Source organism: Nocardia sp. CDC519 (assembly GCF_059509835.1).
In genome coordinates this window covers 1503698-1529515 of the sequence record NZ_CM183377.1, presented here as the reverse complement: position 1 = coordinate 1529515, position 25818 = coordinate 1503698, and the positions used below count along the sequence as shown (strand labels likewise).

Here is a 25818-nt window from a genome sequence, read left to right as displayed (position 1 = left end):
GTGCTAGCCTGAAGCCATGCCGAAAACATCCGACGCACCAGCTCAGAAGGGGTTGCCCGGCCGCAAGGCCCAGGCCGCCCGCAATGACAGCATCATCCTCGACGCGGCCCGGGCGGTGTTCCTCGCCGATGCCGCCGCCCCGATCTCGGCCGTCGCCGAACGCGCCGGCGTCGGCATCAGCGCGCTCTATCGCCGCTATCCGAGCAAGGACGTGCTGCTGCGCACCCTCTGTTACGACGGCCTGCGCCGTTACAACACTGAAGCCGAAGCGGCACTGGAGGATTCGGATGGCTGGCGCGGTCTCGTCGGTTTCCTGGAGCGAGTGGTGGACGCCGATGTCCACTCCCTCACCGTGCGTCTGGCGGGAACGTTCACGCCGGACGATTCGATCGTGCCCGACGTGCAGCGCTCCGGTGAGCTGACGTCGGAACTGGTCCGGCGGGCCCACGCCACCGGCCGGCTTCGCCCCGAGGTGACCGACCTCGACCTGGGATTGGTGCTCGACGCCTGCGCTGCCGTCGGCACCCCCGAACCCGAACGCACCAGACAATTGCGTCGACGAGTACTCGCCCTGCTGGTCGAGGGCATGGCCGCCGCAGGCGAACTACCCGGTCCCGCACCGCAGCCGGGAGAGTTCGCCTGGCGCTGGCAACCGCGCACCGGCCGGTGAGCATCAGTTCGAGATGCCGACCGCCCGATGCAGATAGGTGCGGTCGGTGAGCTGATCCAGCATGAAATCGGCAATGTCGGCGCGTGAGATCTTCAGCGACAGCCCGGCTTCGTCGCCGGCGAAGCCCTGCCGATAGGTGCCGGTCGCGGGCCCATCGGTGAACGCGCTCGGGCGCACGATCGTCCAGTCGAGATCGCTGGCGCGCACATACTCCTCCTGGCGGACGTGGTCGTTGTAGGCCGGCCGCAGCACCAGGCCGAACAGGATGTACTTCCACAGGAAGTTCAGGTTGGGCCTGCTGTCGCCGACACCGAGGGTGGACTGGCAGATCAACCGCTTGACGCCGTTGCGGCGCATCGCCTCGATGACGGTGCGCGTCCCCTCGGCCCGCACCACCCCCTTGCGGCCGTTGCCGAGTGAGATCAGCACCGCGTCCTGACCCGCGACGGCGCCCTCGACGGCGGCCGGGTCGAGCACATCACCCTCGAGCACCCGCAGGTTGTCGTGGGTGGTGCTCACCCGGCTCGCGTCGCGCGTGAGGACGGTGACCTCGTGGCCCTGCCGCAAGGCCCGTTCGAGGACGTGGCGGCCGAGGGTTCCGGTGGCTCCGAAGATCGCGATTCGCATGGTGTTCTCCTGAATTCTCGAAAGCTGTTGTTTCGTTGGTGAAACCAGTACACCCGCAGCGATCGAGACGTTCCATGGTCTGCGATCTCGCAAACATAAGCGGGCGTCTCACTCCCGCTCATGATCGCTGGGCTTCAGAACCTCAGGCCCGGCCGAGCGCGAGCGCAACATTGTGCCCGCCGAAACCGAACGAATTGGTCAGCGCGTAGTCGATCCGCTGCGGACGCGCCGCGCCGGCGACGATATCGAGGTCGACGTCCGGATTCTCCAGATTGAGCGTCGGCGGCACGACCTGTTCGCGCAGCGTCAGGGCGGTGATGATGGTTTCCAACGCACCGACCGCGCCGATGGAGTGCCCGAGGGCCGATTTCGGAGCGTAGATCGACGCCGTCGGCGTGACCGCGGTGATGGCATTGGCCTCGGAGGCGTCGCCGATCGACGTCGACGTGGCGTGCGCGTTGACATGCTGGATATCCGAATCCGTCAGTCCCGCGGTGCTGATCGCCTTCCGCATCGCGCGTGCGGCACCGTTGCCCTCCGGTTCGGAGGCGACGATGTGGTAGGCGTCGGAGGTGATGCCCGCACCGAGCACCCTGGCGTGCGGGCGCGCACCCCTGGCCCGGGCGTGGCGCTCGGATTCGAGCACGACCAGCGCTCCCGCCTCACCGAAGACGAAACCGTCACGATCCCGGTCGAACGGCCGCGACGCGCGTTCGGGCTCGTCGTTGCGGGTGCTCATGGCCCGCATCATGGCGAAACTCGCGATCGGCACCGCATGGATATGGCCTTCGACGCCGCCCGCGACGACCACGTCGGCCTCGCCGGTACGGATCAGCCGCCAGGCATGCGCGATCGCCTCCGACCCCGACGAACATGCTGAGACCGGAGCGTAAACCCCTGCCCTGGCGCCGATTTCGAGACTCACCGCGGCGGCCGGACCGTTCGGCATGACCATCGGGACGGTCATCGGCGCCACCTTCCGATAACCGCCCGCGCGCATCGCGTCGACCGCGTCGATCAGGGCGTCACCACCACCGAGGCCGGTACCGATGACGACCGCGAGCCGCTCGCCGTCCACCTCCGGCGCGCCGGCCGCCCGCCACACCCGGCGGCCGAGTACCAGCGCCAGCTGTTCCACATACGAATGCCTGCGCTGCTCGACCCTGGTCAGCTCGCCCGCCGGATTCTCGGCCAGTTTGCCGCCGATCCGGACCGGAAGGCCTTCGGCGAAGTCGTCGTCCAGCGGGCCGATGCCGGTGCGGCCGCGCAGCAGCTCCGACCAGGTCGCGTCCATATCGGCGGCCAGCGAGGTGGTGGCCGCGTACGCCGTCATGACCACGCCGTCCGTCGTCACCGGAGTTTCCGAAGCGACTGTTACATTCACGATGACATGGATACCTGCACCAATCGCTACAGTCAACCCATGGCCCGCCCTCTCGACCACGCCAAACGCACCGAGCTCCTGGCCGCCGTGGTGCGGTATATCGCCGAGCACGGCCTCGCCGACCTGTCCCTTCGCCCGCTCGCCGCCGAGCTGGGCACCAGTTCACGGATGCTCATCTACTACTTCGAGACCAAGGAGAATCTGCTGGTCCAGGCGCTGGCGACACAACGACCCGATATCGCCGCCCTGTTCGCAGACATCACCGATGCGGCCGCACTGCGGGAGCGGCTGTGGGATTTCTGGGTCGCGAACAGCGCGGGCGAGGGCGTCACCAGCGTCAAGGTGATGATGCAGGTGCTCGGCGCGGCGTGCGCGCCCCACGGTCCGTACGCCGGTTACGCCGAGGAGGCCATCGGCGTCTTCGTGCAGAGCCTGTCCGCGGGCCTGCGCCGCGTCGACACCATCGACGACCCGGAAGTCGTTGCCACCCTGCTGATTTCCGGGCTGCGCGGCATCCTGCAGGACCGGCTCATCACCGGCGATGCCGACCGCACCGACCGCGCGGCCCGCCGCCTGATCGAGCACACCGTGCGCTGATTCCGGTCCGCCGTTTCTGTCGGTACCCACTGCCATACTGCCGGCATGGCTGAATCCGGTAGCACCCCAGATACCAGCAAGACCATTTCCTACGACGATCCCGACGCCCCCTGGAATCGGGAGTACTCGCCCGAGGAGGTCGCCACCTGGAACGACGACATCATCCGCGAGTTCCGGGAGAACGGCGGCGCGGTCGGCGGCGATTACGCCGGCTCCACCCTGCTCATCCTCACCACCACCGGCGCCAAATCCGGCCGCCCCCACACCGTCGTCCTCGGCGCCCTCTACCGCGACGACACCCTCTATGTCAGCTCCTTCATCGAAGACCGCTACCCCGCCTGGTATCACAATGTCCGGGCGAACCCCGAGGTAACAGTCGAACTCGGCCCCACCACCTACCGAGCCACCGCCGAAGCGCTCACCGGCGAACGCTACGACGAATTCGCAGCCTGGGCGCTCCGCGAGAACCCACTGTTGGCCGACTACCAATCGAAGGTGTCGAAGCCGCTACCGCTGGTGGTGCTGACGCTGGTTGAGCCGATCGAGGCGGGCAAGTCCGAATAGCCGGGCTCGAGGTCTGGTCGCAGTCCTCCCTGATGGCTCGACGACGACGCCGACTGCACCGCCCGTCCGGCTCGGGGTGACGTGCGAAACCGCCGACCGGCACCCCGATAAGGTGGGCGGGTGGAATTGCTGCCCTTGGTACCCAGTGGTCGGACGCCGGTTCGGGCGCTCACTATCGCCGGAACGGACTCGGGTGGTGGGGCCGGGATTCAGGCGGATTCGCGGACCATGGCGATGTGCGGGGTGCACGCATGTGTGGCGGTGGCAGCGGTGACGGTGCAGAACTCGGTGGGGGTGAGCGGGTTCCACGAGATTCCGCCGCAGATCGTCGCCGATCAGGTGCGGTCGGTGGTCGGGGATATCGGAGTGGGCGCGGCGAAGACCGGAATGCTGGCGTCGACGGCGATCATCGAGGCGGTAGCGGAGGTCTGCCGGGAGGTAGGTATCGGGCGGGACGGGGAGATTCCGCTGGTGGTTGACCCGGTGGCGGCCTCGATGCACGGTGATCCGCTGCTGCACGAAGAGGCACTGGACGCGGTGCGCAACACACTGTTCCCGATTGCCACCATCGTCACGCCGAACCTCGACGAAGTGCGCCTGATCAGCGGCGTCGAGGTCACCGATGAGGCGAGTGCACGCCGGGCCGCCGAGGCCCTGCACGCCTTCGGGCCGCGCTGGGTCGTGGTCAAGGGCGGGCATCTGCGCTCCTCGGAGAACAGCACCGACCTGCTCTTCGACGGCGAGCAGTTCCTCGAATTCACCGCACCCCGCATCCACACCGGCAACGACCACGGCGGCGGCGACACCCTCGCCGCGGCCCTCGCCTGCGCGCTCGCGCACGGCCACTCGGTGCCGGACGCGTTCGAATTCGCCAAGGAATGGACCCGCCGCTGCCTGGCCGCCTCCTACGACCTGGGCAAAGGCCATGGCCCGGTGTCACCGCTGTGGCGTTTGGAGTCCACGGGCCTGTCGTGACCCGTTTTTGTCGGTGGGTCGGCGCATACTGAGGTCGTCGCGAAGCACCGCTGGCCTCAACGGCGCGGCACAGCGAGAACAGCGTGGTTCGAGTGCACGCGGCACAGTTGGTCCAGCCGCGGGGCGGATTCGCTCACTCCGCGGTGAAAGCGAGGTGCAATGGCTGATCGGCATCGATGGTGAAACCGCTGAGCCTGGCATCCGCGCGGGCCAGGGCCGAGACCATCTCGGTGAGGTAAGCGACGAAACGCTCCACCGGCATCGGATCCTCGCGGAGGTTGGCGCCGAGCCACCAGTCGGTGGCCGAGGCCACCGCACCGAAAACCGAATAGATCACCAGCTCGACACCATTCGGGTCGATCGGACGTTCGTGCACCGTTCCCATGAACAGATCGGCCACCTGCCCGGCCGCCTGCCGCGCCGATAGCAGCGAACGCGGTGACTGCGCTGCACTGTCTCGGCGCTGGGCGAAATGCCCGTTCAGAATGAACCGGAAAACGTTCGGATGCTGCGTCACGACCGCCACGTATTCGTGCGCTCCACGCCGAATCAGTTCGCGCACAGGGTCATTGGTGAGATCGACGCCCTCGACGATCCGCTCCCACAGCAGGTCCCGCATCCGATCCACGATGGCGTCGTACAGATCCGCCTTATCCGCGAAATGCCGATACAGCTTGGGCTTTGCCGCCCCCGCCGCCTTGGCGATCTCCCCCATGCTGACCTCGGGCCCGACATCCCCCAGCGCCCGAAACGCCGCGTCGACGAATTCCGCCCGCACCTTCACCCGATGCTCGGCCCAGCGCTGCGTCCGCGCGTCCACCCGTCGCCCCGGAACCTCCCCCACCCCCCGGCCGCCGCGTTTCACCACGTCCGGGATCGTACTCACCGCCGGCCGACGCCAGCGGTCAGGGAGCCACCCGCCGTCACACCGCGGACAAAGAGGCGAGTACGCGCTCGGCATCCGCCGATTGCAGATGCTGCCTGATCCGTTCGGCAAACGCAGGCGCGCCTGCCTCACGCATCGCTTGAGGCAGTGCCTTCCCCCGGCGAGGAACCCAGTAGGCGAGCTGCTCACAGACCACTTTCCGCACAAGTCGGTGATTGTGGTCGTCGATCAGCGGGAAGAAGTCGTCGGCACTGTGTATCTCGTAGATCAGGTCGTCGATGCCCTCGAAGTCACAACCATTCGCGGTCAGCACGATGTCGATGTCGGCGTGGACGGCAGCACAGTGGACGTGGGCGTCGAACGAATCCGGATAGTCCAGCCCCTTGTCCACGGTGTATCCAGTGATCAGGCTGTTCTCACCAAAGGTCTGGGCGATCTTGCGACGGATACCTCCCACCTGCTCCTCAGCGAGAAATGGGTTGTTCCTTCGCCTGTGGTAGAGGGTTTCGGCCATGATGTCTTCGGTCCAGAAGACCTCGAACATCTCGTGGCCGCCGCGTAGGTAGAGCAGGCTGAGCCAATCTCGAAGAGTGCGGGAGTACAGAATGTTCGCGTCCACAAGCACTCTCGTCGCCCGCCCACCGATCATGCCGACATGCTACAAGTCGGCGAGCAGGCTACGGGTACAGATGGTCTCAGGTTCAGTCGAGCACGCCCCACTCTTCCTCCATGGCGCGGAGTTCGTCGAACGCCCTACTCTGGCGCTCCAATTGGGACCGCCGGAATGCGAGGACATCCCTGCTGTAGAGCCTGGTGTGCGAACCGACCTTGTGGGCTGGAATCTTGTTCTCCCGAACGAGTTTCATCAGAGATGGTCGCGAGACGCGCAGCATTTGCGCGGCGGCGGTTGTTGTCACCTCGTCCGGGATCGTGCCGATGGTGACCGTGGATCCGCGACCGATCAGCTCGACGATCTGCATGACGAGCGCCGACAGCTCGGGCGGCATCCTGAGGCATTGGCCGTCACCGGTGGACAGTGTGACACTCGCCGCCTGAGCTTCGGCGGCGCCGTCAGCGGAGGCCAGCACCTCGCGTGCCTGCTCGACCTCTCGCGGACTGACCGACACAGTGGCTCGCCCATCGCGATGCAGGGTCTCCATCAGTCCTCCTTCCCGAATGCGAATCGCTGTTGCTGCTGGTAGCACACTCAGCCTAGCCGTGTTTCAGTTATATGTGCAACCTTTTTCGGTTACAAATGGAGCAAGACCCCCGATCGGAGACCGAGTGAGAATGTCCCGACCGGCACAGCGTCAGCGCCCTCGGGGCCGCTGCGAGACAATGCCCTCATGTCCGAGGAAATCGTTGATGTCTCGATCACCGCGAACGATCCGGAATGGCTGGCCGAATTCACGCGGAGCCTGATCACCGACCGGCTGGCCGCCTGCGGCAATATCATCTCCGGTGTGCGGTCGATCTACCGCTGGAACGACGCCGTGCACGCCAACGGCGAGAACCTGGTGATCCTGCACACCCGGCGTTCACTGGTGAGCGCGATCATCGAACGCGCCGACGCCCAGCACGCCGACGAGACACCACAGGTGCTCGCCGTTCCGGTGGTGCAGGCGCATCCGGGGTACCGGCAGTGGGTGCTCGATTCCACCCTCGAGCCGACACTGTTCGCCTAGCCGGCGGCCGGGCGAACGGCCACCAGCTCGGCGGGCGTGTACGCGGTCAGCTTCCTGGATTCCCGGATCAGGTGCGGCTGGTCCGAATAGCCTGCGGCCGCTGCGAGTTCGGCAATGCTCGTGCCGGGTGCGGCTGCGGCGAGGCGGCGAAACCGCTGGAAACGCAGAATGCGGACGAGGGTCTTGGGTCCGTAGCCGAAGCTCTCGTCGAAGCGCCGGCGCAACGTGCGTTCGCTGAGGGCGAGTGCGCGGCCGAGAAACGGGATCAGTTGCGCCTGCGGCGGGGTGCCGCGCTCGATCAGCCGGTAGGCGGCGAGCATCGCAGGATCTGTTGTCCGCGAATCTCTTTCGACCGCCAGCAGCCGGGCGAGTGACGCTATCGTCGCCTCGGCCGAGGTCGCGTCGACCCGGCCCGCGAGGCGCCGAGCCCGGGCACCCAAGAACTCAGCGAGATCGACGCGCTGCCCCATCAGTTCCGATGCCGGGACGCCCAGCCAGGCCGACGCGGTAGCGGGCCGGAACCGCAGACCGCAGACGGTCGCACCAGCGGCGAGGACCTCGGTCTGCGGTTCCCGGTCGGGCCCCGCGACCCGCAGCCCGCCATCGATCCACTGCACATCGATGGTGGCGTCCGGGGTGATCAGCACCGGAACAGATCGCTGATCCGGCATCCGGTGGACCCAGGCCCAGCCGAAAGGTCCGATGGACATCGGCTGTTCCCGGTAGATGCCGACCGCGCCGGCGAGTTCCGCCCTCATCGGCAGTGGCCGAAACGTTCAATACCGGAGAGCCGAGGGCAAGCAGGATCGAATTCGAGCGGTCCGGGCCGGTACCGGGATCGCACCGAGTCGACGAAGGAGTTCAGCAGTGCAGCCACGAATCAGCGTCCTCACCATCGGTGTGGATGACCTGCGAAAATCGGTTGAATTCTATCGAGATGGGCTCGGCCTCGTCACCGAGGGGATCGTCGGCACCGAGTTCCCGCATGGATCGGTCGCGTTCTTCGACCTTCAGCCCGGGCTGAAACTGGCGCTGTACGCTCGCGCCGATATCGCCCACGATGCCGGCATCGACCGGTCGGATCGCAGCCCGACCGAGTTCACCATCGGCCACAATGTCGGCAGCCGCGCCGAGGTGGACCAGGTGATGGCGGCGGCGGCCGGGGCCGGAGCCCGGATCGTCAAATCGGCGCGGGACACCTTCTGGGGCGGGTATGCGGGCTATTTCCAGGACCGCGACGACCATTTGTGGGAGGTCGCGTTCAACCCCGCGTTTCTCCCCGAGCAGCAGTAGCCGTCACCTCGAATTCCGGCCGGGGCCGGAATCGACCGGCCGTCGCGGTCGACCCCGCGGCGTTAGGCCTGCGCGGTGAGGTATTCGACGAGGGCGTCGACGATGGTGCGGGTGCCCTCCTCGCGCTGGGCTCCGGTGTCGAAACCGTCCAGGTGAGCGCCGAATTCGACGAGCGTGAACTTGGTTCCGGTCGCGGTGGGCTCGAATTCCCAGGTGGCGACGGATGTGGAGATGTGCTGGCCGTTGACCCACATGTCGTAGGTGTAGACGATGCGTTCGTTATCGACGATGTCGGTGTAGGTGGCCACGAAACGCGAGGTCATCTTCTTCTCGAAGGTGCCCTCGTTGATCTCCTGGCCGCCGACCCGGAAATCGACCGAGACCTCACCCTGCTCCCAGCCTTCTTCATTGCCGAACCATTTGCTCTTGATGGTGGGGTCGGCAAAGGCCTGGAAGGCGACGGCGGGGGCGACGGGCACCTCGCGCTCGATGGTGAACTGGGCGTGGTTGATGGAACGGGTCACAGTGTCGGTCATGGTCGTTCTCCTTCGGTGGTGGTCGTTGATTCGGTGAGCAATGCCTCGAGCCGGTCCACCCGGCGCTCGGCCGGCGGACGCTGCCGCCGCATCCAGTCGATCGCGGGCCCGAAGGCACCGGGAACCAGCTGGTAGGTCCGCACCCGCCCGATCTTCGCCGAGCTGACGATCAGCCCGGCTTCCAGCGCCTTGAGGTGCTGCACGATCGTCGGCATGGCGACCTCGAACGGCGCGGCCAGATCCGAAACCGAAGCGGGCCCCTGCGCCAGCCGCTCCACGATCGCCCGACGAGTCGGATCGGTCAGCGCCCGGAACACACTGTCCAGGCTCCCGTCCGGCTCATCCCGTGAATACTTAGGCACATGCCTAAGTATTCACATCGACGGTAGTTCACGCAACCCCTGGATCGGCATCGATCGAATCCAGGGAGTTGGAGGGAACCCGATGAGTGCCCTGGACGGTGGCTCGAGTTTCACCCACTCGAGAAGCGGGTGGCGGCAGAGGAAGCCGTGACTCGGGCGATACGCCTAGCGGGCGTCGCCGGTCGGATCCACGAAGTGGGCTGATAGGCGGGCGGCGAGACGAGTGAGTCCGGCCGCGTCGATCCGGGGACCATCGGACCAGGAATCGACGTCGAACCAGTGGATCGTCGCGGGCGTACCCGTCGGCCTGGCGAATACGTGCTGATGGAAGTGGTCCACGCTGCGTCCGGCGATCGCCGAGAAGACGAATTCGGGTTCGAGTTCGTGGCGCAACGCGTGCGCGCAGCGGCGAACCGCCCAGCCGATTGCCGCGGCCTCGGTATCGGTCAGATCGGCCACCGTCGGCGCGTGCCGCCGGCTTTCGACGAACAGGTAGCCCGGGACCGGTGCGCCTTCGGTGAGGGGCCGGTGGCTGACCACCACCAGGTCATCGGTGTAGAGGATCGGGCCGACCAGTCGGCCCGCACCCCGATGCTTGGCGCAGATCAAGCACTCGAGCTCCATCGTTCAACCGTATCCCCCGAGCCAGCGACCGAACACGCAGTCGCGGTGCGGAATTCGATGGATCCACACCGGTCGACCACCGATGGATCACGCGCCGACCGCGCCGGGTTTCGGGGTGGGCTGCGGCCCGAACCCAACGATCGGCAGGCGCAGCGCGGCCGGGGCGTGGGGTGGGACGATCGGGTGGCGGGGTGGGATCGGGGGGATGCGGCGGTGGGGGGTGCCCATGGGTGGGCGGGTGTCTTGTTCGCCCTTGTTCGGCCAGAGGGCGGCAGCGCGTTCGGCTTGGGCGACGATGGTCAGCGACGGGTTGACGCCGAGGTTGGCGGAGATGGCGGCGCCGTCGACGATGCTCAACGTGGGGTAGCCGTAGACGCGGTGGTAGGAGTCGATGACGCCGTGGTCGGGGTCGGCGCCGATGGCGCAGCCGCCGATGAAATGGGCGGTCATCGGGACGTCGAACAGGTCGGGCCAGGTGCTGCCAGCGGTGGCGCCGAGCTTCTCGGCGACGCGGCGGGTGGCCTCGTGACCTGCGGGAATCCAGGTGGGGTTTGGCTCGCCGTAGCCTTGTTTGCTGGCGAATTTGCGGCCGAACAACCCGCGCTTGGTGTAGGTGGTGATCGAGTTGTCGAGTGACTGCATGACCAGCAGAATCAGCGTGCGCTCGCTCCACTGCCGGGTGCGCAGCAGGCGGACGGTGCGGATCGGCTGCTTCAATGCCACCGGCAGCACCCGCACCCATGGCGGGATCCGGTGGCCGCCGTCGATGAGATAGGTCTGCAACAGGCCCATCGCATTGGAGCCCTTGCCGTAGCGCACGGGTTCGACGTGCGTATCGGGGGTGGGATGGAACGACGAGGTGATGGCGACGCCGCGAGTGATGTCCATATTCGGGTCGACCTCGGTGCGGCCGGCGCCGAGAATGGCCTCGGAATTGGTGCGGGTCAGCACGCCGAGCCGCTTCGAAAGGTTCGGCATGACGCCGGTGTCGCGCATCGTGAACAGCAGCCGCTGGGTGCCCCAGGTGCCGGCGGCCAGCACCACCCGACCGGCGCGGAAGGTGCGCTTCCCGCGCCGGGTCCAGGAACCGGTGCGGTGGGTGTCGACGAGCCAGGTGCCGTCGGGCTGGGGGCGGATCGCGGTGACCGTCGTCATCGGATGCACTTGCGCCCCAGCCTTTTCGGCGAGGCCGAGGTAATTCTTGACCAGCGTGTTCTTGGCGCCGTGCCGGCAGCCGCTCATGCATTCGCCGCATTCGATACAGCCGGTGCGGTCCGGTCCCACTCCGCCGAAATAGGGGTCGGGCACGGTTTTGCCCGGCTCGCCGAAATACACACCGACAGGCGTGGGCACGAACGTCTCGCCGACGCCCATGTCCGTGGCCACCGCCCGGATGACGTCGTCGGCGGGCGTCATATGCGGGTTGCGCACCACCCCGAGCATTCGCGCCGCCTGCTCGTAGAACGGGCTCAGCTCGTCGTCCCAGTCGGTGATATCGGCCCACTGCCGATCGGCGAAGAATGCGGGACCTGGTTTGTACAGGGTGTTCGCGTAGTTCAACGATCCCCCGCCCACTCCGGCGCCGGCCAGGATGAAACAGTCGCGCAGCCGGTGAATGCGCTGAATGCCGTAGCAGCCGAGCTTGGGCGCCCAGAGATATTTGCGCATATCCCAGTTCGTCGCCGCGAACTCGTGGTCGGCGAAACGCCGCCCCGCCTCGAGCACCGCGACCCGATAGCCCTTCTCCGTCAGCCGCAGCGCCGACACGCTGCCACCGAACCCGGAACCGACGATGAGAACGTCGACATCGAGTTCCCCGCTCATCTGCCACCTCCGCCGCCGACGTTAACAGCCGTGGACGTGCGGTTACCCAAAATTGTGCAGTATCGCAACAGTCGCGCGGCGCCCGTTCCGACGCGTCACAATGCGCCCGTCGAGCGGCGACGCCGCGTGCTCCGCCGGCGGATGACCGGAGCGCAGCACCGAACGGAACGGCACGGACGCCGCGCGGCGTGCGATCCGGGTATCGACACAAACTAGAACGTGTTCTACTTTGTTGGTGTCGGCCGAGGCCGGCCCCGCTTCGTCTCGACACCGAGGATCTCGATGGATTGGTACACCGGAAACACCGTTTACGACACGGTGCTGACAATCGCCTTCGTCTTCGCGGCGTTCGTCATCGTGGGCGGGCTGTTCGTGCAGAGCCCGTACGGGCGCTTCGCTTCGGCGAATATCGGCTTCAATCTCAACCCGAAGCTCGGCTGGTGGTTGATGGAGATTCCCGCCACCATCGTCTTCGCCGTGTTCTACCTGACCGGGCCGGACCGCTTCGAGCCCGTTCCGCTGGTCCTGGCCGGAATCTGGCTGTTGCACTATGCCAACCGCGGCTGGTTCTTCCCGCTGTCGATCCGGCAGGTGCCCGGCAAGCGCAGCAGTTTCAACATTTCCGTGCTGTCGGCCGGCGTTTTCGTCACGGCCGTGCACGGCTACCTGAACGGTTCCTTCTTCAGCCACGACTATCTCGACCAGTACGGGACGCAATGGCTGACCGATCCGCGCTTCCTGATCGGCGTCGTGGTCTATCTCGCGGGGTTCTCGCTGTTGGTCCGATCGGAATGGATCGTGCGGAATCTGCGGGACAAGAACGATCCGGGCGCGACCGAATACCGCATCCCGTTCGGTGGCGGATTCCGGTTCGTGAGCAGCCCGGCCTATCTGGGCGAACTGGTGGCCTGGGCGGGTTTCGCACTGCTCACGTGGTCGCTGGCCGGTGTGGTCATCTTCCTGATCACCGCGGGCAATCTGGTGCCGCGTGCGTTGGCGACGCACCGGTGGTACCGGGAGAAGTTCGCCGACTATCCGCGTGAGCGGAAAGCCTTGGTGCCGTATCTGATCTGAGCACCGGACGAACCGACGCGCCGAACCCGGCGGCTCGGCAGGTGCCTACACCGCACGCCCGTTCTCCAGCGCCGCGTGCAGCGTCACCGCCCACTGGTGGACGATCTGCTTACGGCGCGCGGAGTCATCGGTCAGCACGTCGGCGAGCCCGAGGCCACGAGCCATGTCCAGGGTGGCCTGGACCAGGTGGTGGGCCACCGGATCCGCATCGTCGACGCCGAGCGCCTCGACCGCACGGCGGTGCGAGACCCGGCCGAACCGCGCCTCCAGCGGGACGATGCGTTCGCGCAGTGCCGGGTCGGCGGCGGCGTGGGTCCACACCTGCAGGGCCGCTTTGAACAGCGGGCTGGTGTAGGACTCCACCAGACCCGCCACCACGGCCTCGGTGCGCCCGACACCGACGGCGGTGGCGGCAACGGTCGCCGCCTCCGCCTTGGCCTGCTCGGTCCTGGTGTCGAACATGTACTCCAGCGCCGCGGTGATCAGGTCTTCCCTGGTGGGGAAGTGGTGCTGGGCGGCCCCACGCGACACCCCGGCGCGCTCGGCGACGACGGCCACCGTCGCGGCCGCCCAGCCCATCTCGGCCAGACAGTCGATGGTCGCCTCGAGCAGCCGCTGCCGGGTGGCCCGGCTGCGGTCCTGCTTCGGTTCGTGGGGTGTCGCCATGGGCCTATTGTGCCCAGCTGGGTGGGCGCTTCTGCAGGAAGGCCGTCATGCCTTCGATCACCTCGGGGGTGCCGAAGAAGCTGCCGGAGCGCTGCGCGAGTTCCTCGGCTTCGGCATCGAACCCGGCCAGCAATGCGGCATTGACCAGCTTCTTCGATTCCGCCAGCCCCTGCGGTGAGCCCTTGCGCAGCTCCCCGCACAACCGCTTGACCTCGGCCGCGGCATCGTCGGCGGCAATGGTGACGAGCCCGATCTCCTGCGCCACCGCAGTGTCGAATTTCTCACCGGTGAGGTAGTAGCGACTGGCCGCACGCTGGTTCAGCCGCGGCAGCAGAGTCAACGAGATCATGAACGGCGCCATGCCGATCCGCACCTCGGTGAGCGCGAAACTGCTGGACGGACCGGCCACCACCAGATCGCAGGCGGCAATGATGCCCATGCCGCCCGCCCGCACATTGCCGTCGATCTGCGCGATCACCGGCTTCGGCGCGGCCACCAGTCCGCGCAGCACGTCGATCATCTGGCGGGTGCGCTGATCGGCCGCGGTGGCGGGATCGGAGTTCGCGGCCTCGCTCAGATCCGCGCCGGCACAGAAGGTAGTGCCGGTGTGGGTGAGGACGATGCCGCGCACGGCGGAATCGTCGACTGCGCGCTCGATCCCGGCCAGCAGTTCGCGAACCAGCTTGGACGACAGCGCGTTCCGGTTGTGCGGTGAATCGAAGGTCAGCGTGGCGAACCCGTCGGCCACCTCGTAGCGCACGAACGGCGCATCGGTTGTCTCGGTCATGATTGCTCGGCTCAGTAGGACTTCGGCAGACCCAGCGAATGCTGGGCGACGAAGTTGAGGATCATTTCCCGGCTCACCGGCGCGATCCGCGCGATGCGTGCCGCGCCGAGCATGGCGGCCAGGCCGTATTCGCTGGTCAGACCGGCGCCACCGTGGGTCTGGATGGCCTGGTCGAGAGCCTTGATACTCGCTTCGCCCGCCGCGTACTTGGCCATGTTGGCGGCCTCGGCGGCGCCCATCTCATCGCCGGCGTCGTAGAGGGTGGCGGCCTTCTGCATCATCAGTTTGGCCTGTTCGAGCTCGATCTTCACCTGCGCCAGTGGATGCGCGATGCCCTGGTGCGCGCCGATCGGCGTCTTCCAGACGGTGCGTTCCTTGGCGTACTCGACCGCTCGGTCGATGGCGTAGCGGCCCATGCCGACGGCCATCGCGGCACCCATGATGCGCTCCGGGTTCAGCCCGGCGAACAGCTGCATGAGTGCGGCGTCCTCCTTACCGACCAGGGCGCTCGCGGGCAGGCGGACGTCGTCGAGGAACAGCGTGAACTGGTGATCCGGCTCGATGATGTCCATCTCCTGCGGCGTCTTCTGGAAGCCGGGAGCGTCGGTGGGGACGATGAACAGCGCCGGCTTGAGCTTGCCGGTCTTGTGGTCCTCGGTACGCGAGACGATGAGCACGGCCTCGGCCTGATCGACGCCGGAGATGAAGATCTTGCGGCCGTTGAGGATCCAGTCGTCGCCGTCGCGGCGGGCGGTGGTGGTGATCTGATGCGAGTTGGACCCCGCGTCCGGTTCGGTGATGCCGAAGACCATCTTGCCGCTGCCATCGGACAGCTTCGGCAGCCAGGCCGCCTTCTGCTCGTCGGTGCCGTACTTGGTGATGATGGTGCCGCAGATGGCCGGGGAAACCACCATGAGCAGCAGGCCCGCGCCCTGAGCGGCCAGCTCCTCCATCACCAGCGCGAGCTCGTACATGCCCGCACCACCGCCGCCGTACTCCTCGGGCAGGTTGACGCCGAGGAAGCCGAGCTTGCCCGCCTCGGCCCACAGTTCGTCCAGCGGCTCGTTGGCGCGTGCCTTGGGAAGCACGTAGTCGCGGTAGTTGTACTTCGAGGCGAGTGCGGCGACGGCGGCCCGCAGTTCCTTGCGCTCGTCGGATTCGATGAAGCTCATTCCCTACTCCTGTGTCCAATTGGTCATGACCGGGGGCCCTACGTGGTTACGCTTCGCTGCCGCCTCCGGGCCTGACCCGGTCATGACGGATCTTCCGAGGGCTCGTCCACCACGGCGAGCACCGCGCCGACCTCGACCTGCTGGCCGACGGTCACATTGAGTTCGGTGAGGACGCCGGTGGCCGGGGCGACGATGGTGTGTTCCATCTTCATCGCTTCCAGCCACAGGATCGGCTGCCCGTGTTCGACCTGATCGCCGACGGCGGCGCCGAGCCGGATCACGCTGCCGGGCATGGGCGCGAGCAGCGAACCGGCGGCCACCTGATCGGCCGGGTCGGTGAAGCGCGGCAGCCTGCGCACGGCGACCGGGCCGAGCGGAGAGTCGACGCAGACCAGATCGCCGTACCGGGAGACCTCGAACTGCCTGCGCACCGGCCCGCGCTCACCGGGAACCCCGAGCACCACCCGTTCGGGCGACAGGTCGATCAGCTCGAGACCCTCATGGCCCTCGATCTGCACACCGGTACGGGTGAACCGGTAGCGCACCTCGTGGGTACCGCTGACGCGACTCTCATATGACTTGGTCTGCGGAGCAGAGGCGAGATTGCGCCAGCCACTGGGGATTCCGCCGTCCACGCGGGCGGCGCGACGGTTGGCCGCGGAATCGGCCAGCGCAGCCGCCACGATGGACAACGCCTCGTCGGCCTCGCTGACCAGCGGCGCCGACAGCGCCTCGAGACCGTGCGTATCGAAGAATGCGGTGTCGGTGTCACCGGCAAGGAAGGCCGGATGCCGCAGCACCCGTACCAGCAGGTCACGGTTGGTGACCAGGCCGTGCACCTTCGCCCGCTGCAGGGCGGTGGCCAGCAGATGTGCGGCCTCGGCGCGGGTCTCGGCGTAGGAGATGACCTTGGCCAGCATCGGGTCGTAGTGCACGCCGACCACCGAACCGTCCACCACGCCGGTATCGAGTCGCACACCCGGCTGTTCCAGGACGGTGAATTCACCTGCGGTGAACGGGATGTCGAGCTTGTGCACCGGCCCGCTCTGCGGCTGCCAATCATGGGACGGGTCCTCGGCGTAGAGCCGTACCTCGATGGAATGCCCGCGCTTGGCAGGCTGCACCGGCGGCAGCGGCAGCCCCGACGCCACCTGCAACTGCAACCGCACCAGGTCGAGTCCGGTGGTCTGCTCGGTGACCGGATGCTCCACCTGGAGACGGGTGTTCATCTCCAGGAAGAAGAAATCGCCCTTCTCGTCGGCCAGGAATTCGACGGTGCCGGCTCCCTCGTAGCCGATCGCCTCGGCGGCCAAGCGCGCGGCTTCGAAGAGCCGGTCCCGCATGCTGCGTCCATCTGCGCCGCTCACGGCCCCTGCGTGGTTACGCTCCGCTGCCGCCTGAGCTCGCAGCGCGTCGATCTTCTCGACCAGCGGCGACGGCGCTTCCTCCACGACCTTCTGATGACGACGCTGAATCGAGCATTCGCGCTCGCCGACGGCCCAGGTGGTGCCGGCGGTATCGGACATGATTTGGACCTCGATATGCCGCCCGGTCTCCAGGTACCGCTCGCAGAACACCGTCGGATCGCCGAACGCCGATTCGGCCTCGCGCCGCGCCGCCTCGATCTGGCCGGGCAGCTCGCTCAGCTCACGCACCACGCGCATGCCCCGGCCACCACCACCGGCCGAGGCCTTGATCAGCACCGGCAGCTGATCCTCGGTGACCTCGGCCGGATCCAGTTCGGCCAATACCGGAACACCGGCGGCGTCCATCATCTTCTTGGATTCGACCTTCGAGCCCATCTGCTCGATGGCGGCCACCGGCGGACCGATCCACACCAGGCCCGCATCCAGCACCGAACGCGCGAATACGGCGTTCTCGGAAAGGAATCCGTAGCCAGGATGAATCGCGTCGGCTCCGGCGGACAGTGCCGCCTCGATGATCAGCTCACCGCGCAGATAGGTCTCACCGGGGGTATTGCCGGGCAGCCGGATCGCGGCGTCGGCCTCGGCCACATGCGGGGAGTCGGCGTCGGCATCGGAGTAGACCGCGGTGGTGGCGATGCCCATGCGACGGCAGGTGGCGAACACCCGGCGCGCGATCTCACCGCGATTGGCGACCAGGACATTGGTAATCGGAGTTGTCATCGCCGAGCGCCTCACATTCGGAAGACGCCGAAGCCCTCGGCGCCCTGGATCGGGGCTGTGTGAATGGCCGACAACGCCATTCCCAGCACGGTGCGGGTATCGCGCGGATCGATGATGCCGTCGTCGTAGATCCGGCCGGACAGGAACATCGGCAGCGATTCGGCCTCGATCTGCGCCTCCACCATCGCGCTCATCGCGGCGGCGCCGTCCTCGTCGAAGGTCAGGCCCTTCGCCTCGGCGGCGGCGCGCTGCACGATGGTGATGACGCCCGCCAGCTGCGCACCGCCCATCACGGCGGACTTGGCACTCGGCCAGGCGAACAGGAAACGCGGATTGAACGCGCGCCCGCACATGCCGTAATGGCCCGCACCGTAGGAGGCGCCGATCAGCAGCGAGATGTGCGGCACCTTCGAATTCGACACCGCGTTGATCATCATCGAGCCGTGCTTGATGATGCCGCCCTGCTCATACTCCTTGCCGACCATGTAGCCGGTGGTGTTGTGCAGGAACAACAGTGGCGTATTGGACCGGTTGGCCAGCTGGATGAACTGGGTGGCCTTCTGCGATTCCTCGGAGAACAGCACACCGCGCGCGTTGGCGAGGATGCCGATCGGGTAGCCGTGCAGTTCGGCCCAGCCGGTGACCAGGCTCGATCCGTACATCGGCTTGAACTCGTCGAAATCGGAGCCGTCGACGATGCGGGCGATCACCTCGCGCGGATCGAACGGGATCTTCAGATCCGATGGCACGATCCCGAGCAGTTCCTCCGGGTCGTACAGCGGCGAGATCACCTCCGCGCGCGGCTGCGGGCCCTGCTTCTTCCAGTTCAGCCTGCGCACGATGGCGCGGCCGAGCCGGATGGCGTCCTGCTCGTCGGCGGCGAAGTAATCGGCCAGACCCGAGACGCGGGCGTGCATTTCGGCACCACCGAGGGATTCGTCGTCGGATTCCTCACCGGTGGCCATCTTCACCAGCGGCGGGCCGCCGAGGAACACCTTGGCACCCTCCTTGACCATCACCACGTAATCGGACATGCCGGGGATGTAGGCGCCACCCGCCGTGGAATTGCCGAACACCAGCGAGATGGTGGGAATGCCCGCCGCCGAGGCCTGGGTGAGATCGCGGAACATCGCACCACCCGGAATGAACACTTCCTTCTGGGTGGGCAGATCGGCACCGCCGGACTCCACCAGCGAGATCACCGGCAGCCGGTTCTGCTTGACGATCTCGTTGATTCGCAACGTCTTACGCAACGTCCACGGGTTCGAGGTACCGCCGCGCACCGTCGGATCCGGCGCCACGATCATGCATTCGACGCCCTCGACCACACCGATACCGGCGATGGTCGACGCACCCACCTGGAATTCGCTGCCCCAGGCGGCCAGCGGGCACAGCTCCAGGAACGGCGAATCCTCATCGAGCAGCAATTCGATGCGCTCACGCGCGGTGAGCTTGCCGCGCTTGTGATGCCTTGCCACCTTGTCCGGGCCGCCACCGGCGATGGCCTTGGCGAATTCGGCCTCCAGCTCGGCGAGCTTGCCCGTCATCGCCTCCGCGGCCGCGGTGTATTCCGGCGACGACGGGTCGAGGGTGGATCGGAAGGTCGTCATGACTGGTACCCCAATACTTTCGACGCCAGCATGGTCAGGATCTCGTTGGTGCCACCGCCGATGCCGAGGATGCGGACATCGCGGTAGATGCGTTCGATCTCGGATTCGCGCATGTAGCCCATGCCGCCGTGCAGCTGCACGCCCTGGTTGGCCACCCATTCGGCGGTCTCGACGGCGGTGTTCTTGGCGTGGCACACCTCCGCGATCAGGTTCTGCTCCCCCGCGGTGTGCCGCTCGACCAGTGCGCGGGTGTACACCCGGGCCAGGTCGACGCGGCGGTGCATCTCGGTGAGCGTCATCTGTACCGATTGGCGGCTGATCAGCGGACGGCCGAAGGTCTCACGGTTGCGGCACCATTCGAGGGTCAGGTCCAGCGCGCGCTGCGCCTGCGCGTACGCCTGCACCGCGAGGCCGACCCGCTCGCTGACGAACGCCGTGGCGATCTGGGCGAATCCGGTGTTCTCCGCGCCCACCAGGTTGTCCACCGGCACCCGCACATCCTGATAGGACAGTTCGGCGGTGTCGGAGGCCAGCCAGCCCATCTTCTCCAGCCTGCGCGCCACCGTGAAGCCCGGCGTATCGGTGGGCACGATGATCAGCGAAACCCCACCCGCGCCCGGCCCGCCGGTGCGCACCGCGGTGACCACGAAATCGGCGCGGCAGGCCGAAGTGATGAAGGTCTTGGCGCCGTTGATGACGTAGTGGTCGCCGTCGCGGACCGCCGAGGTGGTGAGGTGCCCGACATCGGAGCCGCCGCCCGGTTCGGTGATCGCCAGCGAACCGATCAGGTCGCCGGCCAGCGTCGGCTTCACCCAGCGCTCGATCTGTTCGGTATTGCCGGACCCGATGATGTGCGGAACCGCGATACCGCAGGTCATCAAGGATGCCCAGGCGCCGCCGGAGGCGCCCGCCTGGTGGAACTCCTCGCAGAGAATGACCGTTTCGATCGCATCACCGCCGGACCCACCCGCGGATTCCGGGAACTCGAGGCCGAGCAAGCCGAGTTCGCCCGCCTTCTTGTGCAGTTCGCGCGGGAGTTCGCCGCCGCGCTCCCAGGCGTCGAGGTCGGGCAGGATCTCCCGCTCGACGAACCGGCGCACGGTGGCGCGCAACTCTTTTCGTTCCGGCGTATCCCAGACGCTCATCGGGCACCCTCTAGCAACTCGGTCGGAATATCGACATGACGGGAGCGCAGCCATTCGCCGAGCCCCTTGGCCTGCGGATCGAAACGGGCCTGGTAGGCCACGCCCTTGCCGAGCAGGCCGGAGATGATGAAATTCAGCGCCCGCAGGTTCGGCAGCACATGCCTGGTGACCTCGAGCGAGGCGGTTTCCGGCAGCAGCTCACGCAGCCGCTCGACGGTGAGCGTGTGCACCAGCCAGCGCCACTGCTCGCCGGTGCGCACCCACACGCCGATATTGGCGTCGCCGCCCTTGTCGCCGCTGCGGGCCAGCGCGATGCTGCCCAGCGGGGCGCGCCGAGTGTCGTTGCCGGTGAAGGGTTCCGGAAGCTGCGGGGTCGGCACCGGCTCGAGCGCGCGGGTGTCGGAGGCCTGGGCGATATCGACCCGGGTGCCGTCGGCCAGCACGGCGATATGTGGCACCTCGCTCGCGTCGACGAAGCCCGGCGTGTACACGCCGTAGGGCGAACCGTTGCCCGGCAGGGTGGTGAAGCTACAGCCCGGGTAGCTGGCCAGTGCCAGCTCGACGGCGACGCTGGAGAAGGCCCGGCCCACCTTGTTCGGATCCGGATCGCGCACCACGCAGCGCAGCATGGCGCTGGCCTGTTCCTCGGTGTCGGCGTCCGGACGGTCCAGGCGGGCGAGGGTCCAGTCGAGTTCGGCGGGGCGCACGGTCAGCCAGGATTCCAGCTGACGTTGCGCCAGTTCGGCTTTCGCTTCGATATCGAGCCCGGTGAGCACGAACTCCATCTCATTGCGGAACCCGCCGAGCGTATTGAGCGAGACCTTCAACTGCGGCGGCGGCGCTTCGCCGGTCACGCCGCTGATCAGCACCCGGTCGGTGCCCTCCTGCTCCACGCGAATGGTGTCGAGCCGGGTGGTCACGTCGGGTCCGGCGTAGCGCGCGCCCTGGATTTCGTACATGAGCTGGGCCTGAACCGTGTCGACGGTGACCGCGCCGCCGGTGCCCGGATGCTTGGTGATGACGCTGCTGCCGTCGCGGCGGATCTCGGCGATCGGGAATCCGGGGCGGCCGAGGTCTTCGAGTTCGGTGAAGAAGGCGTAGTTGCCGCCGGTGGCCTGGGTGCTGCATTCGATGACGTGCCCCGCCACCACCGCGCCCGCGAGCCGGTCGTAGTCGGTGCGTTCCCAGCCGAAGTGCGCGGCGGCCGGGCCGACGATCACCGAGGCGTCGGTGACCCGCCCGGTGACGACGATGTCGGCACCGGAATTCAGGCATTCCACGATGCCCCACGCGCCGAGGTAGGCGTTGGCGGTGAGCGGGGAGCCCAGCTCGAGTTCGGCGGCGCGACCGGACAGATCGTCGCCCTCGACATGCGCGATCTTGGCATCCAGGCCCAGCTCGGCGGCGACCTTGCGCAGTTTCTCGGCCAGGCCGGCCGGGTTGAGCCCACCCGCATTGGTGACGATCTGGACATTGCGTTCCAGCGCCAGTGCGAGGCATTCCTCGATCTGCTTGACGAAGGTCTTCGCGTAGCCGAGGCTCGGATCCTTCATCCGGTCCCGGCCGAGGATCAGCATGGTCAGTTCGGCGAGATAGTCGCCGGTCAGCACGTCGAGCGGGCCGCCTTCGAGCATCTCGCGCATCGCGCTCAACCGGTCGCCGTAGAACCCGGAACAGTTGCCGATCCGGATGACGTCCGGATCGTCGGCCAGCCTACTCATCAGCGGTATGCCTCCTGTCGCGCTGGGTCGGGCCGTCGCGGCGATCGCGGGCCACCGCCACGGCGCCCGGAATCCGCGTACGGCACCAGCATCACAGGCAGTCAGGAAAAAATCAAGCTTGCGTGCTTGTTAATTGAGAGCTATCGTCCGCGGCGCATCGTCGCAGGCGAGAAGGCCGGCGGTAGCGGGAGGGCACAGCGGCAGACGCCGCCGCCAGGCGGCAGACAAGCCGCCGCCGGCATCACGGCCCACCCGAGGCAGCCGGTCCGTACCGAGGCCGACGACAGCCCGGCCGGGACGGCCCGACTGCGGGCGCGCGGCCCACAGACGGCACAATCGGCGTCATGTCCTCCAATGTCGCCGTGGTCTTTCTCTTCGCTCTCGCCGGATTCCTCATCGGCGGGGCGTACACGACCTGGAAGACAGCACGTCCACTGGCCATCGCCCTTGGCGTGTGCGCGGTACTGGCGGCGGTGGGCGCGGTCGTCTGGCTCATCTGAACGGCGAGCCCCGAAGTTCCCGGCCGCGAATGATCAAACAGAGGTGAGCCGGAAGATGCGTAGGTCTTCGGGCACACCGCTCAACGGCGCGGCGAACATCCCCCGCCGATACGGCTTCACCGTGTACCCGAGTTCTTCGAGCACCCCCGGCGAAACCGAGCGCAGGGTGGCCTCCGACAGCATGGTGCGGCCGTTGCCGCCCGCTTCCATCACCCGTGCCGCGATGGTGACGTCGACGCCGAGCCAGTCGCCGCCGATCTCCCTCGGTGTGCCGGTGTGCAGGCCGATCCGCATCTGCGGGGTATAGCCGTCCACGCTCACCTCGGCCAGCGCCCGTTTGGCCGCCACGGCCGCCTTCACCGCCGCGTCAGCGGTGGGGAACACGGCCATGACGCCGTCACCCATGCGTTTCACCACCTGACCGCCCCGTTGGGCGATGGGCGGCTCGATGGCCTTTGCCACCCGGCGCAGCAGTTCGAGGGTGGCCTCGTCACCGGCCGACAGCGACCATCGGGAGAACGACACCAGGTCGGTGAACATGACGGTGACTTCCTGGCTGCCCCGGCCGCGCCCCACCCGCTCCAGCGCCGCCTGCCAGACCTGAAGCGCGCCGAATCCGATCTCCCGGGCCGCACTCGGACGGGGACCGACGAACTTCTCCGCAGCCCGCGCGACCGCTCGCGGGCCGCCGGGACCCGAGACCGAGAGCGGATCACCGAAGGACGGATCGCCGGGGAGCTGTTCGCGGGCCTTGCGTAGCGCGCCGATCACGTCCGGGCGCTGATTGGCCGCCGTCATCAGGGCCGCGATCGCGCGCGGCCGGTGGCGACGGGAGGGCCCGGCTTCCGCCGGGGAGTCGACCGCGCCGGGATCGGCGCCGTTCGCTTCCGGTTCCGGTCCGGACACCGCACCGCCGGAAGGTGTTCTGCTCACGCCCCGAGGGTATCCCAGCCGCCCCGCACCGGTGACGCCCGTGAACGGCGCCGGCCCGGTGCGAAAGTTCGCACCGGGCCGGAAAGTACCGCACCGTCCGCCGGGCAGTGGCGGACGGTGCGAGGGGCCGCGGACCTCCCGACAAGGTCTGCTACCCACAACCCGAGTGGCGAGGGAGGGCTACTCGGGTAGTCCATATATTCGGGCTAGGCGTCGCGCTCGTTCACCGCGAACAGCGAAGCACCGAACACGATCGCGACGAAGGCGACGAAGTAGAGCAGGCTGCCCCACACGTTCCAATGCCAGTTGCCCACGGGCTCTTCCACCGCGAGGAAACGGTTGGCGTTGGCGAAGGGCAGGAACGGGGTGACGTTGCGGCCGAAGCTGCCGAAGGCGCCGAGCAGCGGCTCGATGAGCAGCGACCACAGCACGATCAGCGAGATGGCCGCCGCCGACTGCCGCACCAGCACACCGACCGCGATGGCCAGCGCCACACACAGGAAGGTGTAGATGGGCAGGCCGTAGATCGTGCGCCAGTGGCCTTCCAGCACCAGCGTGGCGGAGGCTTCGGACCCGCCGACCAGCTTGCCGACCAGGAACGCGCCGAACGCGAGCACCGTGGTGAGCACGGCGCCGTAGAACCCGACGAGCGCGGTCTTGGTGAGGATCACCAGGTTGCGGTTCGGCACCGCCTGGAACGTGGTGCGGATAACGCCGAAGCGGTATTCGCTGGTCACCGTGAGCGCCGCCATGATCATCAGCACCATGACGCCGAAACCGGACACGCCCGCGGTGACGGTGCCGATGTCGAGCGAGGGCACCTCACCCGATTCGGTCCCCGCCGTGCGCACGACCAGCGCGAACAATGCCGCGAGGCCGAGGCCGAGCACGACGACGATCGCCGAGCACCACCACGGCGACCTGGTCGAGGTCAGTTTGATCCGTTCCGCTTCCAGCACGCCGATCACAGCGCACCTCCCATCACCTGATCGTCGGTCCCGACGCCGCCACCGTGGTACTGCACGGCGCCGCCGGTCATCCGCATGAACGCCTCCTCCAGCGAGGCCCGCTGCGGCGCGAGTTCGAACAGCGTGATGTCGTTCGCGCCCGCCAGCTTGCCGACCGCGTCACTGGTGACACCGGCGATCATGAGGGCGGGGCCGTCCTGGCCGGTGCCGTCCTCGCGCACGGTCATGCCGTTGGAGGTGAGAATGCTGCGCAGCTGATCCAGCTGCGGGCTGCGCACCCGCACCGACGACTCGGAGGCGCGGTCGATGAATTCCTGGGTGGTCGAATCCGAGATGAGCTTGCCGCGCCCGATCACCACCAGGTGTTCGGCGGTCTGGGCCATCTCCGAGAGCAGATGGCTCGACACCAGCACGGTGCGGCCCTCCGCGGCCAAGCGCTGCATGAACCGGCGGATCCACAGGATGCCCTCCGGGTCGAGGCCATTGACCGGCTCGTCGAACAGCAGCACCGGCGGATCGCCGAGCAGGGCGCCGGCCAGGCCGAGTCGCTGGGACATGCCGAGGGAGAATCCGCCCGCGTTCTTACCGGCGACCTCGGACAGGCCGACCAGCCGCAGCACCTCCTCGACCCGCGATTTCGGGATGCCGTTGGAGGCGGCCATCCACTGCAGGTGAGCGCGTGCGGAGCGGTTGGGATGCACCCATTTGGCGTCGAGCAGGGCGCCCACTTCGCGCAGCGGATGGTCGAGGTCGTGGTACGGCCTGCCGTTGATCAGGGCGGTTCCGGCGGTCGGCCGGTCCAACCCGAGGATCATGCGCATCGTGGTCGACTTGCCCGCGCCGTTCGGTCCGAGGAAGCCCGTCACCTGTCCGGGACGAACGGTGAAGGTCAGATCCTGAACCGCGACGGTCTGCCCGTAGTGCTTGGTCAGGCCCTTCAGTTCGATCATGCCTACAGCATTGCGCAGATCGCGCCGGCGCGCGTCGGTATAAAGGCTTGTCGTCGGTCATCCTCGAGGATGATCCGTCCCTCGGTGGTACCCCGGGTCGACCCCGAGGGACCGCTGA

At 67.4% G+C, this 25818-nt stretch carries 28 protein-coding genes; 8 read left to right on the top strand and 20 right to left on the bottom strand.

Going from position 1 to position 25818, the window contains the following annotated elements; genetic code table 11:
• Window positions 1-16: 16 nt before the first annotated feature.
• On the top strand, window positions 17-670 hold the full coding sequence (locus AC5W7N_RS06870; RefSeq protein WP_163810493.1) for a TetR/AcrR family transcriptional regulator: 654 nt from the start codon (window positions 17-19) through the stop codon (window positions 668-670).
• Window positions 671-673: 3 nt separating this feature from the next.
• Here AC5W7N_RS06870 and AC5W7N_RS06865 read toward each other — a convergent pair whose 3' ends face one another.
• Both AC5W7N_RS06865 and AC5W7N_RS06860 read right to left on the bottom strand, forming a co-directional pair.
• On the bottom strand, window positions 674-1297 hold the full coding sequence (locus AC5W7N_RS06865) for an NAD(P)-dependent oxidoreductase (protein WP_163810495.1): 624 nt from the start codon (window positions 1295-1297) through the stop codon (window positions 674-676).
• A 142-nt stretch (window positions 1298-1439) separates the two neighbouring features.
• Entirely contained in the window at window positions 1440-2630 is a 1191-nt protein-coding gene (locus tag AC5W7N_RS06860; protein ID WP_495924049.1) for a KasA/KasB family beta-ketoacyl-ACP synthase, read from the bottom strand.
• Between the two features lie 90 nt (window positions 2631-2720).
• On the opposite strand from AC5W7N_RS06860, the gene AC5W7N_RS06855 reads away from it, so the two are divergent.
• From AC5W7N_RS06855 to thiD, 3 genes are all read left to right on the top strand, one after another.
• Entirely contained in the window at window positions 2721-3278 is a 558-nt protein-coding gene (locus tag AC5W7N_RS06855; RefSeq protein ID WP_280213195.1) for a TetR/AcrR family transcriptional regulator, read from the top strand.
• Between the two features lie 45 nt (window positions 3279-3323).
• On the top strand, window positions 3324-3842 hold the full coding sequence (locus AC5W7N_RS06850) for a nitroreductase/quinone reductase family protein (RefSeq protein WP_163810502.1): 519 nt from the start codon (window positions 3324-3326) through the stop codon (window positions 3840-3842).
• A 120-nt stretch (window positions 3843-3962) separates the two neighbouring features.
• The gene (gene thiD, locus AC5W7N_RS06845; RefSeq protein ID WP_194991623.1) at window positions 3963-4817 is read left to right on the top strand and encodes a bifunctional hydroxymethylpyrimidine kinase/phosphomethylpyrimidine kinase; all 855 of its coding nucleotides are present in this window, start codon (window positions 3963-3965) and stop codon (window positions 4815-4817) included.
• 133 nt (window positions 4818-4950) lie between these two features.
• On the opposite strand, the gene AC5W7N_RS06840 is transcribed toward thiD, so the two are convergent.
• The 3 genes from AC5W7N_RS06840 to AC5W7N_RS06830 are packed head-to-tail and all read right to left on the bottom strand — an operon-like array spanning window position 4951 to window position 6863.
• The gene (locus AC5W7N_RS06840) at window positions 4951-5685 is read right to left on the bottom strand and encodes a TetR/AcrR family transcriptional regulator (protein ID WP_324197364.1); all 735 of its coding nucleotides are present in this window, start codon (window positions 5683-5685) and stop codon (window positions 4951-4953) included.
• 55 nt (window positions 5686-5740) lie between these two features.
• Entirely contained in the window at window positions 5741-6352 is a 612-nt protein-coding gene (locus tag AC5W7N_RS06835) for a PIN domain-containing protein (protein WP_195020185.1), read from the bottom strand.
• A 52-nt stretch (window positions 6353-6404) separates the two neighbouring features.
• Window positions 6405-6863 (bottom strand): helix-turn-helix domain-containing protein, encoded by a 459-nt coding sequence (locus AC5W7N_RS06830; RefSeq protein ID WP_195020186.1) that lies wholly within the window; start codon window positions 6861-6863, stop codon window positions 6405-6407.
• A 186-nt stretch (window positions 6864-7049) separates the two neighbouring features.
• Here AC5W7N_RS06830 and cutA point away from each other — a divergent pair, with 186 nt between their 5' ends.
• The gene (gene cutA, locus AC5W7N_RS06825; protein WP_163817906.1) at window positions 7050-7388 is read left to right on the top strand and encodes a divalent-cation tolerance protein CutA; all 339 of its coding nucleotides are present in this window, start codon (window positions 7050-7052) and stop codon (window positions 7386-7388) included.
• Here the strand turns inward: cutA and AC5W7N_RS06820 are convergent.
• Complete coding sequence (locus tag AC5W7N_RS06820) at window positions 7385-8098, bottom strand: AraC family transcriptional regulator (protein ID WP_228815174.1); 714 nt, start codon at window positions 8096-8098, stop codon at window positions 7385-7387. The genes cutA and AC5W7N_RS06820 overlap by 4 nt on opposite strands.
• 16 nt (window positions 8099-8114) lie before the next feature.
• Here AC5W7N_RS06820 and AC5W7N_RS06815 point away from each other — a divergent pair, with 16 nt between their 5' ends.
• Window positions 8115-8681: a VOC family protein gene (locus AC5W7N_RS06815; RefSeq protein WP_228815175.1), complete on the top strand. Its 567-nt coding sequence runs from the start codon at window positions 8115-8117 to the stop codon at window positions 8679-8681.
• 62 nt (window positions 8682-8743) lie between these two features.
• On the opposite strand, the gene AC5W7N_RS06810 is transcribed toward AC5W7N_RS06815, so the two are convergent.
• From AC5W7N_RS06810 to AC5W7N_RS06795, 4 genes are all read right to left on the bottom strand, one after another.
• On the bottom strand, window positions 8744-9217 hold the full coding sequence (locus AC5W7N_RS06810; protein WP_163817900.1) for an SRPBCC domain-containing protein: 474 nt from the start codon (window positions 9215-9217) through the stop codon (window positions 8744-8746).
• Entirely contained in the window at window positions 9214-9579 is a 366-nt protein-coding gene (locus AC5W7N_RS06805) for an ArsR/SmtB family transcription factor (RefSeq protein WP_163817897.1), read from the bottom strand. The genes AC5W7N_RS06810 and AC5W7N_RS06805 overlap by 4 nt, the downstream gene beginning before the upstream one ends.
• A 165-nt stretch (window positions 9580-9744) precedes the next feature.
• On the bottom strand, window positions 9745-10203 hold the full coding sequence (locus AC5W7N_RS06800; protein ID WP_495923413.1) for an HIT family protein: 459 nt from the start codon (window positions 10201-10203) through the stop codon (window positions 9745-9747).
• A gap of 87 nt (window positions 10204-10290) precedes the next feature.
• Window positions 10291-12027 carry a GMC oxidoreductase gene (locus AC5W7N_RS06795; protein ID WP_194992276.1) on the bottom strand — a complete coding sequence of 579 codons (1737 nt, stop codon included), beginning with the start codon at window positions 12025-12027 and terminating at the stop codon, window positions 10291-10293.
• Between the two features lie 282 nt (window positions 12028-12309).
• On the opposite strand from AC5W7N_RS06795, the gene AC5W7N_RS06790 reads away from it, so the two are divergent.
• Window positions 12310-13101 (top strand): phosphatidylethanolamine N-methyltransferase family domain-containing protein, encoded by a 792-nt coding sequence (locus AC5W7N_RS06790; RefSeq protein ID WP_194992277.1) that lies wholly within the window; start codon window positions 12310-12312, stop codon window positions 13099-13101.
• Between the two features lie 45 nt (window positions 13102-13146).
• On the opposite strand, the gene AC5W7N_RS06785 is transcribed toward AC5W7N_RS06790, so the two are convergent.
• The 7 genes from AC5W7N_RS06785 to AC5W7N_RS06755 form a co-directional block, all read right to left on the bottom strand.
• On the bottom strand, window positions 13147-13767 hold the full coding sequence (locus tag AC5W7N_RS06785; protein WP_163817377.1) for a TetR/AcrR family transcriptional regulator: 621 nt from the start codon (window positions 13765-13767) through the stop codon (window positions 13147-13149).
• A 4-nt stretch (window positions 13768-13771) separates the two neighbouring features.
• Complete coding sequence (locus tag AC5W7N_RS06780) at window positions 13772-14554, bottom strand: enoyl-CoA hydratase family protein (RefSeq protein WP_163817375.1); 783 nt, start codon at window positions 14552-14554, stop codon at window positions 13772-13774.
• Between the two features lie 11 nt (window positions 14555-14565).
• Window positions 14566-15726, bottom strand: coding sequence for an acyl-CoA dehydrogenase family protein (locus AC5W7N_RS06775; protein ID WP_104362114.1), 1161 nt, complete (start codon window positions 15724-15726; stop codon window positions 14566-14568).
• A gap of 80 nt (window positions 15727-15806) precedes the next feature.
• Complete coding sequence (locus AC5W7N_RS06770; protein ID WP_195020189.1) at window positions 15807-17873, bottom strand: acetyl/propionyl/methylcrotonyl-CoA carboxylase subunit alpha; 2067 nt, start codon at window positions 17871-17873, stop codon at window positions 15807-15809.
• 11 nt (window positions 17874-17884) lie between these two features.
• Window positions 17885-19483 carry an acyl-CoA carboxylase subunit beta gene (locus AC5W7N_RS06765; protein WP_163817370.1) on the bottom strand — a complete coding sequence of 533 codons (1599 nt, stop codon included), beginning with the start codon at window positions 19481-19483 and terminating at the stop codon, window positions 17885-17887.
• Window positions 19480-20628 carry an acyl-CoA dehydrogenase family protein gene (locus AC5W7N_RS06760; RefSeq protein ID WP_195020190.1) on the bottom strand — a complete coding sequence of 383 codons (1149 nt, stop codon included), beginning with the start codon at window positions 20626-20628 and terminating at the stop codon, window positions 19480-19482. The genes AC5W7N_RS06765 and AC5W7N_RS06760 overlap by 4 nt, the downstream gene beginning before the upstream one ends.
• Complete coding sequence (locus AC5W7N_RS06755) at window positions 20625-22349, bottom strand: acyclic terpene utilization AtuA family protein (protein ID WP_195020191.1); 1725 nt, start codon at window positions 22347-22349, stop codon at window positions 20625-20627. The genes AC5W7N_RS06760 and AC5W7N_RS06755 overlap by 4 nt, the downstream gene beginning before the upstream one ends.
• Before the next feature lie 344 nt (window positions 22350-22693).
• Between AC5W7N_RS06755 and AC5W7N_RS06750 the strand changes: the two genes are divergently transcribed.
• The gene (locus AC5W7N_RS06750) at window positions 22694-22849 is read left to right on the top strand and encodes a CG2302 family histidine operon protein (protein WP_194992121.1); all 156 of its coding nucleotides are present in this window, start codon (window positions 22694-22696) and stop codon (window positions 22847-22849) included.
• A gap of 33 nt (window positions 22850-22882) precedes the next feature.
• Here the strand turns inward: AC5W7N_RS06750 and AC5W7N_RS06745 are convergent, their stop codons facing one another.
• From AC5W7N_RS06745 to AC5W7N_RS06735, 3 genes are all read right to left on the bottom strand, one after another.
• Window positions 22883-23755: an adenylate/guanylate cyclase domain-containing protein gene (locus AC5W7N_RS06745; RefSeq protein ID WP_194992124.1), complete on the bottom strand. Its 873-nt coding sequence runs from the start codon at window positions 23753-23755 to the stop codon at window positions 22883-22885.
• Window positions 23756-23988: 233 nt separating this feature from the next.
• Window positions 23989-24747, bottom strand: a complete 759-nt coding sequence (locus AC5W7N_RS06740; protein WP_195020872.1) for an ABC transporter permease — start codon at window positions 24745-24747, stop codon at window positions 23989-23991.
• On the bottom strand, window positions 24747-25700 hold the full coding sequence (locus AC5W7N_RS06735) for an ABC transporter ATP-binding protein (protein WP_163817363.1): 954 nt from the start codon (window positions 25698-25700) through the stop codon (window positions 24747-24749). The genes AC5W7N_RS06740 and AC5W7N_RS06735 overlap by 1 nt, the downstream gene beginning before the upstream one ends.
• Window positions 25701-25818: the final 118 nt, after the last annotated feature.